This window comes from Acinetobacter sp. ANC 5045, assembly GCF_004331005.1.
GTDB classification, from domain to species: domain Bacteria; phylum Pseudomonadota; class Gammaproteobacteria; order Pseudomonadales; family Moraxellaceae; genus Acinetobacter; species Acinetobacter towneri.
The window spans coordinates 1-12,560 of the sequence record NZ_SJNS01000018.1 but is presented as its reverse complement, the minus strand read 5'-3'; the positions used below and the strand labels follow the sequence as shown (position 1 = coordinate 12,560).

Genomic DNA, 12,560 nt, shown 5'->3' with positions numbered 1-12,560 from the left:
AACATGGCGCAACCATTGTTTGAAAAAGTTGCATTTATCGGACTCGGGCTAATAGGCTCGAGTTTGGCACGTGTAATGCTGGCAGAAAACTTAAGTCGGCATATTGTGGCATCGACCCGTTCTGAAAAAACGCTGCAAGATGCTTTGGAATTAGGATTAATTGAACAAGGCTTTAACAATCCTGTAGATGCGGTACAAGGCGCAGATTTAGTGGTGTTGGCGCTACCTGTGCAAGCCACAGAAAAAGTCTTGCGATTAATTCAGCCACATTTGGCAGATAATGTAATTCTGACCGATGTAGGCAGCACCAAAGGCAGTGTCGTGGCTGCAGCCAAAGCGGTTTTTGGAGAACATTTACCTGCAGGTTTTGTACCCGGGCATCCAATTGCTGGGGCAGAGCATACAGGCGTGCATGCAGGCAAGGTTGATTTATTTGCCAATCACAAAGTCATTTTGACACCATTGCCAAGCAGTGCGCCGTGGGCAGTCAATAAACTGATTCAAATGTGGGAAAGCGCCAAAGCCGAAGTAATTTGCATGGATGTGGAAAAACATGATGAGGTATTGGCGTATACCAGTCATCTTCCACATTTAATGGCCTTTAATTTGGTCGAACAATTGGCAAATCGGGAAGATAATTTAGACATTTTCCGCTATGCTGCAGGTGGCTTTCGTGACTTCTCACGTATTGCTGCCAGCGATCCACAAATGTGGCATGACATTTTCTTGGCCAATAAAACTGCATTGTTAAAAGCGGTGGATGGCTTTGAAAGTCAACTCGCGATTATTCGCCAACTGATTGAACAAGAAGACTCGCATGCTTTAATGGGCTTGCTTGGACATGCACAAGCGGCACGACAGCATTTTAATCATATGCTCGCCAAGAAACCTTTTATGGAGAACAATAACGTGACACAACAATTTACGATTTTGCCAGGTGCTAAGACTTTCCAAGGTAAATTTACCGTACCGGGTGACAAATCTGTGTCACATCGTTCAATTATGTTTGGTGCAATTGCCGAAGGCACTACGCATGTGACAGGTTTCCTTGAAGGTGAAGATGCATTGGCGACTTTGCAAGCATTTCGTGATATGGGTGTGAGCATTGAAGGCCCTAAAAATGGTGAGGTCACCATTCATGGCGTAGGCATGCAAGGTTTAAAAGCACCTGCAAGCGCAATTTATATGGGCAACTCAGGCACATCTATGCGTTTGTTGGCAGGCATGTTATCTGCACAGCAGTTTGATTCTGTTATGACTGGTGATGCGTCATTGACCAAGCGTCCAATGGAGCGTATTGCAAAACCATTGCGTGAAATGGGTGTGCAAATCCAAACGACAGGTGAACGTGGCACACCGCCAGTATCTATTACAGGTGCGCAAGCGCTAAAAGGTATTCACTATGATTTACCAATGGCATCTGCACAGGTGAAATCAGGTATTTTATTGGCAGGGCTTTGGGCAGAAGGTGAAACTTCAGTGACTGAGCCTGAACCAACGCGTGACCATACCGAACGTATGTTACGTGCATTTGGTTATGAAGTGAAAACTGAAGGTAACCGTATTTCATTGCAAGGCGGCGGTAAATTGGTGGGTACAGATATTCAAGTACCTTCTGATATTTCATCTGCGGCATTCTTCATGGTGGGTGCAGCCATTACAGAAAATTCAGATGTAACCTTAGAAGCGGTGGGCATTAACCCAACCCGTACAGGTGTGATTGAAATTCTGAAACAAATGGGTGCAGACCTGAGCGTGGAAAATGAACGTATTGCAGGCGGTGAACCAATTGCAGATATTCGTATTCGTGGTTCACGTACTTTAAAAGGGATTCATGTTCCTGAAGATCAAGTGCCATTGGCGATTGATGAATTTCCTGCATTGTTCATTGCTGCAGCTTGTGCTGAAGGTCAAACTGTACTGACAGGTGCTGCAGAATTGCGCGTAAAAGAATCAGACCGTATTCAAGTGATGGCAGATGGTTTAAAAACTATGGGCATTGACTGCACACCAACTGACGATGGCATCATCATTCAGGGTAAAGGCAAAGCAGGCGACTGGTCAGCGATATTTACAGGCGGCGAGATTGAATCACATCATGACCATCGTATCGCCATGAGTTTCTCTATGGCAGGCTTGCGTACTTCTGGTGAAATTAAAATTGTAGGTACAGAAACAGTAGCAACAAGTTTCCCTACCTTTACTGAGCTTGCAGGTGTGGCAGGTCTGAATATTCAAGTGACAGAATAAGCCAAAACGATAGGGGCTGCGATGAAGAGTCGCAAAGCCTAGACTTTATGCTGAAACAGCCAAGCTTTTGCTTGGCTGTTTGCGTTTTATTGCTTATGCTAAACCCATACAAGAAAAAAGCCTTTGGGTTCGAGCATGCGCAAATTAAAATTTATGGCGAATTGTGAAAATAAACAAGAGTTACAAGATTGCACTCTGGCACAGAATTATGTGGCGAATTTACTTTCACAAAACTTATCTCATTATGGCTTTCAAACGTTGCCGCAGAGTGGTGCACAAGTCGCTGTAAGTGTAGATCAACATGCGCTGCCTTTGGCAGTAAACTGTCAAAGCCGTGGTGAAGATGGGCATCTTGTTTGTGAAATTACTTCATACCCAAATGAGGAACAAGACTGGCTAGAACGAATTACCGAGCAAAGTTTATTAAATCAATTGGCGCAAGCGGTAGAAAATACTCTGAAAGAAGACCAATCTTTTAGTGAGTTTGAATGGAAAGGTTAAACCAAGCTGCAAAGACGTTGGATGTTTAAAATTTATACTTGATTTTTAAATTAAAAATAGGGTCTGTTGACATTTCATAAAGGCAGCCACAGATAAATACAAGCTAAGGCAACTGCGCTTCGAAAGTTTCGCTTTAGTTTATCAAACCGTGTAGCAATTCCTCGGAATTGCTTCAAACGGCAAAAAGCATTCTCAACTAAGTGTCTGATTTTATATAAATACCAGTCCATATGATCATTACTTGATTTCGTGTTTGATTTCTTCGGTATATTCGCTTTAGCACTTTAATTTTTAATCTGCTCTCTTAATATTTCAGAATCATAGCCTTTATCCATACAGACTATTTCAGTGTCAGTTAAATCTAATTGTTCGACTAAAATAGGGGCAACTTTGACATCATGGGTGGTTCCATCTGAAATAATAAATTCGATCGGGTTACCGTGAGAGTCAACAGCTAAGTGAATTTTAGAACTATTACCCCCAACACTTTTTGAAATATCCTGATTAGGGATTCCTGCTGAATGTTGGTGTGCTCTAACATGAGTAGCATCAATAAATATCCATTCACGATCAGCGTTCTCTGAGAATATTTTAAATATTTTCATTATCTTATCTTTATTAGACCAGCGATTGTACTTTTTAAAAATTGAGTTTGGATTACCAAAAACCTCGGGTAAATCTCTCGAAGGGCATCCTGTTCTAATACGATATAGGATTGCCTCAAAAAAATTTCTCAAATTTGATTTGAGATAAATATTAAAATTGCGAGAATAGCTTTTAACTTAGACCAGTGTTGATCATTCAACATTGTACGAGGTATAGCGAGTAGTGAATTTGGTTTGGCGATTGAATTTTACTATCTCGCTATTTTTTTATACAGCAAATGTCAACAGATCCTATTCATTTTTTAATTGAAATGTCATCTAAATGACACATCGCAACCGTATATTAAGCAGCAAGAACAATACAACAAAATAATTTTTATTTAACCCGCTTAATTTGGGAGAGTTAAGTGGGTTTTTTATTGCCTAGAGAAATGTTGCAAGTACTATAAAAAAAATAAGCTCAACTGATCAGAGTGAATCAATGTTTTTTTAAAGCAGACACTGAAATAAAAGCACCTCAGCCTCCACGTTGGATTGATCTAAGAGATCATCTTCTAGCAATACAACGCAACGTGTTTTTCCGATAGGGTTAAACAAAAACACGCATTGGAGTTTGTTGAAAGCTGCTGCTATAGTGAGCGCAGTATTTTTTATTTAGGTGGTTTATGCTCGCTTTAATTTCTCCAGCCAAGACTTTAGATTATGAAACTGCATTACCAAGCGATGAATATACTCAACCTAGATTACTTCAACATTCACAAGAGTTAATTGATGTAGCACGTAAACTTTCTGCTACAGAAATTGCCAGTTTAATGAGTGTCAGTGAAAAAATTGCCACTTTGAATGTCGAGCGTTTTCGTGACTGGCAAGCAGAGTTTGATCTTGCCAATGCACGTCAGGCCATGTTTGCCTTTAAAGGTGATGTGTACACAGGCTTAGATGCTTATAGTTTATCTGCTGCAGAGATTGAGTTTGCTCAACAACACTTGCGCATGCTTTCTGGCTTATATGGCTTATTGCGTCCATTGGATTTAATGATGCCGTATCGTTTGGAAATGGGCACTAAATTGCAAAATGCGCGCGGTGAAAATTTATATCGTTTCTGGGGCGATATCATCACCAATTTAATTAACCAAGATTTAAAACACAATCAGTCAGCATTATTGGTGAATCTAGCTTCCGATGAATATTATAAGTCAGTGCAGGAAGCAAAAATTCAGGCTGAAATTATTAAACCTGTATTTTTAGATCAGAAAAATGGTAAATATAAAGTCATCAGTTTTTATGCCAAAAAAGCCCGTGGTTTGATGGCGCGTTTTATCATCGAAAATAAATTAGAACGCGCAGAAGACTTAAAAGCCTTTAATAGTGAAGGTTATTACTTCGATGCAGACAGTTCTTTAAAAGGCGAATTGGTCTTTAAACGTGACGAGCAAGCCGCCTAACTGTCGGTTTAATCGTTGAATCTCCCATCATGCTAACCTATGGCAGATGGGGGCGAGACTGACCAATCTCCTGTTTGTACTCTTAAAGCTGTTTAAAGGCTTCTATGGCACGTAATCGGCTAAGTTTTAAATCTACAATTGGATGCGGATAATCCAGTTTTAGATTTGGATTTTTCGCATATGGTTCATGAATATTTTTGGCATCTAAATGAGCCAGTTTAGGTAGCCATGTGCGAATATAATCACCATTGGGGTCAAACTTTTGTGATTGGCTCACAGGGTTGAAAATCCTAAAATAGGGCACTGCATCTGTACCAGTCGAGGCACACCATTGCCAGCCACCGTTATTGGCAGCCAAATCACCATCAATTAAATGTTGCATAAACCACTGTTCGCCCAAGCGCCAGTCAATTAACAGGTTTTTGCACAGAAACATTGCGCAAATCATTCTGACTCGATTATGCATCCAGCCCGTTTGCAAAAGTTGTTGCATGCCTGCATCCACAATGGGGATGCCTGTTTTTCCTTGTTGCCATGCTGCTAAACCTGCAGGATCATTTCGCCACGCCACCTGTGCGGTCTGATCTTTAAAAGGGCGGTGCTTTGAAACTTTGGGATAATCAAACAAAATATGTTGATAAAACTCACGCCACAGTAATTCATCTAACCAAGTTTGTTGCCCTGTATTTTCAAGATGAAAATGTCCTTGTGAATGCGCAAAAACCGCAGCCAGACATTGCCGAATGGAGAGAATGCCACAGTTTAAATACGCAGATAATTGGCTGGTACCAGACAACGCTGGAAAATCACGCTGTTGCTGATAATCTTGCATTTGTTTACGCGTAAAATCATCTAACAATTGCTGTGCATGTTGTTCCGTGACTGCCCATAAATTTTGTTGTGCCGTTGGAAGTGGGTCGAAACCTAAGTGTTCTAAACTTGGTACAGTAGAGAGATATTGTTCAGGAAGTTGAATCGACGTTTGAGCTTGTGGCAGAGGAAAGCAACGCGGAATACTGACACTCAACTGTTGATAGGCATACTTTTTAAATGCACTGAATACCTGATAAGGTTTCATGCTCTGATTGCGCACCGTACCCACAGGAAAAAGCGTACGGTCATGGTACAAAATCAAGTCCTGACCGTGTTGGTTTAAGGTTTGTTGAACTTCAAGATCACGTTTTAGTTCATTCACTCCTAATTCAATATTGGCATAAATATTTTGAATCGGATGAGAGTCCTTCAATGTTTGGCATAGTTGGAGCAGTGTTTGTGCAATGTCAGCCCAAGATGGTGTAATTTGAACAATCAGTGGGATATTGAGTTGTGCGAGTTCGTCTTTTAGTGCATTTAATTGACGCAAGTAAAAGTCAATTTTAATGGGCGCATCGTGATGTAAACGATATTGCTGAGGCGAAAGAATCACCACGCCAATACAAGCTCCTGCTTGGCTAGCATGCCAAAGTGCGGTGTGATCTGAAATTCTTAAATCTTGTCGGAACCAAACTAAATTATAGTTTTGCATGGGAAGAATGCTTGATGTGAGCGCTAGAAAGGTGACTTCATTATAAGCATGACTGGGTAAAATTGTCTTAAATGCGAAGGGTTTAATTGTCCAATAAAACGACAATGTGCTGTGTTGATTTTTCCTGTAATGATCTTTCCGCAATAGTCTGCCTGAAAGGATCTTTCAGTCATGTGCTTATCCTGAATTTTAGAATGACAAACAAAAAAGGCAAAGTAAAAATACTTTGCCTTTTGCTTCGATCAATACTGATCTTAGTGGTGATGACCACCCGCACCGTGTACGTGACCGTGATCTAATTCTTCTTGAGAAGCTTCACGGATTTCAACGATTTCTACTTCAAACGTTAAATCTTGACCAGCAAGTGGGAAGTTTGCATCAACAATTACGTTGTCACCTTCAACTGCTTTTACAGTTACGATTTGAACGCCATCATCAGTTTGCGCTTGGAACTGCATGCCTGCTTGGATGTTGTCTACACCTTGGAACATTTGTACAGGAACTTCTTGTACTAAGTCTGGGTTGTATTCGCCATAACCTTCAGCTGCAGGTACGTTTACAGTGAACTTTTCGCCTACTGTTTTACCTTCTAACGCTTTTTCTAAACCAGGGATGATGTTACCTGCACCATGCAAATAGGCAAGTGGTTCACCTTGAGATTTGTCGAGAGTTTCACCCTCTGCGTTAGTCAATGTGTAGTGGAAAGAAACCACGAGGTCATTTGCAATAGCAGTCATGTTATTGATCCATTCAATTTTTTAAGGGTACATCATAATAAAGTGAAACGTGGAATTTGTTATAGACATTTCTGCAAATTCTTCACTTTTCCGAGTTTTTTATGACATTTTTTAGTTAATCGGGGCAATTTTTATAATTTCAATGCAAATTTGTGCGTCATACCTATAAATTTGCAGATTTTATTGCAGGCTCATTTTAAGCCCTTTGTATGATGTGTAGATGACAATAAAAAAGATGGGACATTGCCCATCTTGGTGATATTTAATTCTTGAGGATCATCGGCTTCTAACCGAGTGAAGTTTTCTCATCTTCTACAGGTTGATGGCTAAAGAAATTAAACAAACTGCCAAACCACATCATGATTCTTTCAAAAATATTGGCTTCAACAATGTTGACCTGTTCTTCAATTGCAAAGCTGTTAATCAATTGATTATTTTGATAAACGTGTACGGTTGCCAGTTTCATAACCTGTGCCAATGGCGCAGTCAGTAACTTTTCAGACAATTCAATATTGACATGCGTTTGTGTACGCTGTGCAGGTTCAAGTGTTTCTAATTCGCCCTGTGCATTCACAAGTTGTAGACGTTGAGTACTTTGATCAAACTGCGACAAGTTAATTGCATATGGCTGTTCATACAATGATGTCGTCACAAACTTTGGCTGACTGCTTTCAATCTTAAACATGCGTAAGGTCGATTTCACCACAGGCAATTCTGCAATCATTTGTTTGGGTTTAATCGCGACTTCATTACGGGTATAGCTATAAGCTAAATTTAATAATTGATGTGCCACTTCAGCACGTTTTTGCGCACTCTTGGTTCCCATCACCACCACCACTAAACGACGCTCAGGTGCAGCACTATCCAATGTTGGGCGGTTTGCAGTTAAGGCAAGGTTGTAGCCTGCAGCTTTGGTGAAGCCTGTTTTTAACCCATCTACACTTGGGTCTTGTTTTAATAATATATTGGTCGCACGGTGAAAGTGCTGATTGTAGGTAAAACTAGTTTGTTTTGAATAAGCCAAATAATCGGGTGTTTCAGTCACTATCGCTTGTGCTAAACGTGCCATATCTGCCGCAGAAGAATAATGACTAGGCATAGTCACACCAGATGGATTCTGAAAATGTGTATCTTGCATGCCCAAAGCTTGCGCTTCCTGATTCATTCGGGCGATAAACTGCGGAACACCACCTGCAACACGTTCACCTAAAGTGAGTGCAGCATCGTTAGCAGACATAATAATTAAGCCTGCCAATAGCTGATCTATCGAAATCTGTTCACCTGCTTTTAGATACATTTGTGATTCATCCCACATCACTTGCTGCACCACAGGTGTTGCGGTCAAGATTTCATCTCGGTCTAATTTACCTGCCTGAATATCTTTGAGCACAATATAAGCCACCATCATTTTAGTGAGTGAAGCAGGTGCACGTTGTACGTGACTATTGTGCTCTGCAATCACTTGCCCAGATTGTGGGTCTAAAATTGCCCATGCTTCGGCTTCGACACTTTCAGCTTGAATATTCAATAATGCGGCATGCGTGATTGCGCTGTATAGCCAACAGAGCAGCGCAATCAGATAGATAACACGTTTCAAAGAAGTTCCTTATTTACACCAATCCATTGGTGTCACAATGGTTTTAAGCAGCAAAAACAATGTCAATAGACTAGGGAATGCTATGCCTTTTTTGCGCAGTTGGCTAGCCATAAATGCAGACAAATCTCGTCTTGACGCATCAAATGCTAAAAAAATGTTAAGCTTGTGGCCAAGTTCTTATTTATACATTTTGTATTGCCCATTATGTTGCATTATCAAATCGAATTTGACGATTATCGTCAGCATCTTATGCATGTCACCGTGCGTTTTTTGGCTAATCCTACTCAGGTTTTATCTCTACCCACTTGGATTCCAGGCAGCTATTTAATTCGTGAATTTTCCAAACATCTTGAGTCGGTACGTGCTTATGATGAAGCGGGGCGTATCCTTAAAATTCAGAAATTTGAAAAGAATAAATGGCGCTTATTTAATATCGATCATGAATTGATTACGGTGGAATATGATGTCTACGCTTATGATTTGTCAGTGCGTGGCGCTTATGTCGATCAGACGCGTTTATACGTCAATCCTGCCTGTGCCTGTTTGGGCTTAGATGGGCAAGAAGATAAAGCTATTGAAGTTGAATTATTTTTACCAGACGAGCTGAAGCATTTTCAGCTTGCGACAGGTTTGGCAGCAAAAAGTTTGGTGAAAGGGCGTTATACCTTAAAAGCCAAAAACTATGCCGAACTGATTGATGCACCGTTTGAATTGGCAGAACAAACCCGTTTTAGTTTTACCGCAGCAGATATTCCACACGAATTTGTGGTTTCGGGCAAACATGCAATGAACGCTGCGCGTATGCAGCAAGATATTGAAAAAATTTGTGCTACACAAATTACCATGTTTGGTTCTGCGCCATTTGAAAACTATACCTTTATGACCATGGCAACAGGCAATAGCTATGGCGGTTTAGAGCATCCAAACAGTACCAGTTTAATTACACCTCGTGATGATTTGCCGAAAGCTAACGAACCTGAACAACCTTCTAAAGATTATCAGCGCTTTTTAGGTCTGTGCAGCCATGAGTATTTTCATAGTTGGTTGGTGAAATTCATTCGTCCTGAAAGCTTTGTGAATTATGATCTGAATCAGGAAGGTTATACATCGCTGTTATGGATTTTTGAAGGCTTTACGTCTTATTACGATGATTTGTTATTGCTGCGTAGTGGTGTAATTGATCAGGCGGCTTATTTGGAGTTGCTCAAAGCACAAATTGATCGTTATTTGCAAAATCCAGGTCGTGCGATTCAAACGGTAGCAGAATCCAGTTTTGATGCTTGGGTCAAGTTCTATCGTCAAGATGAAAACTCGAACAATGCAGGAACCAGCTACTATAACAAAGGCTGTTTGGTGGCTTTATGTTTAGATTTGGGCTTGCGTTTACGTGGTTCAAGCTTAGATGCCTTAATGCAGAAATTGTACGCTAATGCGCAACAGGGCATTCAAGTGCATGAGCGCACTATCTTTGAGTTATGTAAAGAATTGACAGGAGATGATTGGTCGGAGCAAATCCATCATTTAATTAACACGACTGATGAATTGCCGCTCGATCAGTTATTGCCTGAATTTGGCGTTGATTATCAGCTAAAACAGGATAAGTCTTTGCCGTTTGGTTTAAAATTGGCAGATAAACCTGAAGGGGTGTTGGTACAAGCTGCCCATCGTGAAGGTGCTGCGGCAAAAGCAGGACTTTCTGCGCTTGATGTGATTGTTGCGATTGATGGCTTAAAGGCATCTGTAAAATCACTTGAGCAATATGCCAAACAGGATACAGCTTATACTGTTCATGCATTCCGCCGTGATGAGTTGATGACTTTTGAACTGAATGCTGCGCAGATTAAATTGCCAGAAGTGGCATTAAGCGTTACAGATCAGGCAAAAGTAGAACAGTGGTTAAAAGGCTGAGTTAAAGTTTAATTTAAAGTTCAGCTATAAAAAAATGGATGCTTCGGCATCCATTTTTGTATCTTGAACAAGTTGAGTTTTGACTCACCAACTCATTAACGTGCCCGACGTCCACGGCTTTTGGTATTAGGGCGTGTAGTACCATTGGTCTTACGACGAGGTTTCTCACTTTCTTCCATTTGCCAAATACGTGGCGTACCTGATTTTTTCTTGGTAGTGCCATCTTTATTTTTCTTTTGATGGATTGGCTTGCCACCCGTACCACCAGGTTTTTTCACATAAGAACGCGAGCGATACGGTTCAGCAGCAGGCACATCTTTAAAATCAGGATACAACAACGGTTCGATTTCTTTAGTTTCACCGGGTTGTAAACCCAACTGTACCAAGTCAATCGAACCAATTTTGGTGCGGATTAAACGCAAAGTTGGAAAACCAACCGCAGCCGTCATACGACGCACTTGGCGGTTGCGACCTTCACAAATTGAAATTTCAATCCACGAAGTAGGTACAGAAGCACGGAAACGTACAGGAGGATCACGCTCCCACAACCATTCAGGCTCATCGACTTTATACGCTTGCGCAGGCAAAGTCATGCCATCTTTCAGTTCCACGCCTTTACGCAATTGTGCCAAGGCATCTTCAGTGACATCACCATCGACTTGAACCAAATAGGTTTTGTATTTTTTATTGGCTGGATTGGTAATAAACTGATTCAAGCCGCCATGATCAGTCAAGAACACCAAGCCTTCCGAATCCATATCTAAACGACCAGCTAAACGTAAGTCTGGATCATCAACAAAAGCCGACATGGTGAGATGTTTTTCATCTTCACGGAATTGAGAGAGAACGTCATATGGTTTATTTAGGATAACTATTTTCACTGTAACCTACTAAAAAGAATCAATATATTGTGATGTGGTTTTCAAGTTACCCGTTTAGTTACCCGTTTTGGGAGATGGAGGGTAAAAGATTGATAAAGAAAAGCCCACTAAGTGTGGGCTATCATATCAGATTCTGTTTTGTGTTCTTCAACTTTATTCTTTACATAAGATGAATACCAAAATACATCCTTTTCAGAAAGTCGTACTGGCTGCTTAATATCCCCCGAGTTTACTAAGGCATAAAATTTATCTTTGCCAATCGCCAGTAACTGCATAAACTCTTTCGCTCGGATTCTACGATCAATTTCCATCCTCACACCTCACTTAAACCCACATTTACTACAAAACACACCACACCGCACGGTGAACCTTTTACACATGAAGCAGTATTCAGTCATTTCGATCCACCTTAACTTGAACAACACCACCACAAGAAAAATGTGCATTGCTGGTCATATCTTTCGCACCATCATCTTTCCAAGTGAAGCTATCAAATACAGCGTCACTCACAGGGATTTCAAAAGCTGCCATTTGAGCATGCATTAACTTCAAGCCATCTTTTAACTCATCCAAGCAATCATCAACTCGATCTACAGGAATGTTTAGCAGGTCTTTTAGTTTTGTAATTTTGTATTCAGTCATGGTTTTATTCCTTAATTTTTTCTAGCGTGTAGCAGTCTTGTAGGTGTTGATCTGCATCATGACCAAGCCCAAAATCCCAATCAATTTCTGAAACTTCAGGAGGAATTTCATATTCTTCATTTCTGATTTTTTCCAATGCTTCTTCATAGCTAGATGCACGAACACTAAAGGTTTCTCGACCAGAAACAGGCACGTCAAAATTGTAAATTTTTTCAGTCATTGGCTTGCTCCTGTGCTGCTTCTAGCAACCAATTAACACCTTTATTAATTTCATTTGCGTTAATTTGTTGTTCGCCAATTCTTGATAAATTGAGTTGATTTTTAGTTCCTTGGATAACAGGGTATTGACCAATGTCACTGCAATTTTTATAAACGAATTTGTCTATTTCAGACCATGTTTTGCACATGAATCTAGTTAAATCTAAAACACCGTGTGGCACCAACACGTAGCCTTCGAGTTTTTTGGATT

The 12,560-nt window shown here is 40.5% G+C and carries 12 protein-coding genes and 1 pseudogene; 4 read left to right on the top strand and 9 right to left on the bottom strand.

Going from position 1 to position 12,560, the window contains the following annotated elements; translation table 11 throughout:
* The first annotated feature begins 3 nt into the window (after nt 1–3).
* Together E0H79_RS12305 and E0H79_RS12300 are read left to right on the top strand one after the other, a co-directional pair.
* Nucleotides 4–2,250, top strand: a complete 2,247-nt coding sequence (locus tag E0H79_RS12305; RefSeq protein WP_131261774.1) for a bifunctional prephenate dehydrogenase/3-phosphoshikimate 1-carboxyvinyltransferase — start codon at nt 4–6, stop codon at nt 2,248–2,250.
* A gap of 135 nt (nt 2,251–2,385) precedes the next feature.
* Nucleotides 2,386–2,751: a hypothetical protein gene (locus E0H79_RS12300; RefSeq protein ID WP_004972981.1), complete on the top strand. Its 366-nt coding sequence runs from the start codon at nt 2,386–2,388 to the stop codon at nt 2,749–2,751.
* A 74-nt stretch (nt 2,752–2,825) separates the two neighbouring features.
* On the opposite strand, the pseudogene E0H79_RS12295 reads toward E0H79_RS12300, so the two are convergent.
* Nucleotides 2,826–3,571 (bottom strand): annotated as a pseudogene (locus E0H79_RS12295) (IS5 family transposase).
* Between the two features lie 450 nt (nt 3,572–4,021).
* Here E0H79_RS12295 and yaaA point away from each other — a divergent pair.
* Nucleotides 4,022–4,801, top strand: coding sequence for a peroxide stress protein YaaA (gene yaaA / locus E0H79_RS12290; protein WP_131261773.1), 780 nt, complete (start codon nt 4,022–4,024; stop codon nt 4,799–4,801).
* Nucleotides 4,802–4,883: 82 nt separating this feature from the next.
* Here the strand turns inward: yaaA and E0H79_RS12285 are convergent, their stop codons facing one another.
* The 3 genes from E0H79_RS12285 to E0H79_RS12275 form a co-directional block, all read right to left on the bottom strand.
* Nucleotides 4,884–6,326, bottom strand: a complete 1,443-nt coding sequence (locus E0H79_RS12285) for a cryptochrome/photolyase family protein (RefSeq protein ID WP_131261772.1) — start codon at nt 6,324–6,326, stop codon at nt 4,884–4,886.
* A gap of 254 nt (nt 6,327–6,580) precedes the next feature.
* A complete protein-coding gene (slyD, locus tag E0H79_RS12280) occupies nt 6,581–7,063 on the bottom strand; it encodes a peptidylprolyl isomerase (protein WP_131261771.1) in 483 nt (160 codons plus the stop codon).
* A 286-nt stretch (nt 7,064–7,349) separates the two neighbouring features.
* Complete coding sequence (locus E0H79_RS12275; RefSeq protein ID WP_131261770.1) at nt 7,350–8,660, bottom strand: D-alanyl-D-alanine carboxypeptidase family protein; 1,311 nt, start codon at nt 8,658–8,660, stop codon at nt 7,350–7,352.
* Between the two features lie 204 nt (nt 8,661–8,864).
* Here E0H79_RS12275 and E0H79_RS12270 point away from each other — a divergent pair, with 204 nt between their 5' ends.
* The gene (locus E0H79_RS12270; protein WP_131261795.1) at nt 8,865–10,568 is read left to right on the top strand and encodes a M61 family metallopeptidase; all 1,704 of its coding nucleotides are present in this window, start codon (nt 8,865–8,867) and stop codon (nt 10,566–10,568) included.
* A 95-nt stretch (nt 10,569–10,663) separates the two neighbouring features.
* Here the strand turns inward: E0H79_RS12270 and E0H79_RS12265 are convergent, their stop codons facing one another.
* The 5 genes from E0H79_RS12265 to E0H79_RS12245 all read right to left on the bottom strand — a co-directional run.
* Nucleotides 10,664–11,449 (bottom strand): rRNA large subunit pseudouridine synthase E, encoded by a 786-nt coding sequence (locus E0H79_RS12265; RefSeq protein WP_096901872.1) that lies wholly within the window; start codon nt 11,447–11,449, stop codon nt 10,664–10,666.
* A gap of 107 nt (nt 11,450–11,556) precedes the next feature.
* Nucleotides 11,557–11,760 carry a helix-turn-helix transcriptional regulator gene (locus tag E0H79_RS12260; protein ID WP_131261769.1) on the bottom strand — a complete coding sequence of 68 codons (204 nt, stop codon included), beginning with the start codon at nt 11,758–11,760 and terminating at the stop codon, nt 11,557–11,559.
* A 79-nt stretch (nt 11,761–11,839) separates the two neighbouring features.
* A complete protein-coding gene (locus tag E0H79_RS12255; RefSeq protein ID WP_131261768.1) occupies nt 11,840–12,091 on the bottom strand; it encodes a hypothetical protein in 252 nt (83 codons plus the stop codon).
* Nucleotides 12,092–12,095: 4 nt separating this feature from the next.
* The gene (locus E0H79_RS12250) at nt 12,096–12,311 is read right to left on the bottom strand and encodes a hypothetical protein (protein WP_131261767.1); all 216 of its coding nucleotides are present in this window, start codon (nt 12,309–12,311) and stop codon (nt 12,096–12,098) included.
* Nucleotides 12,304–12,560, bottom strand: a 257-nt coding sequence (locus E0H79_RS12245; RefSeq protein WP_213072766.1) for a hypothetical protein, incomplete at its 5' end; no start/stop codon positions are given. The genes E0H79_RS12245 and E0H79_RS12250, both read right to left, overlap by 8 nt.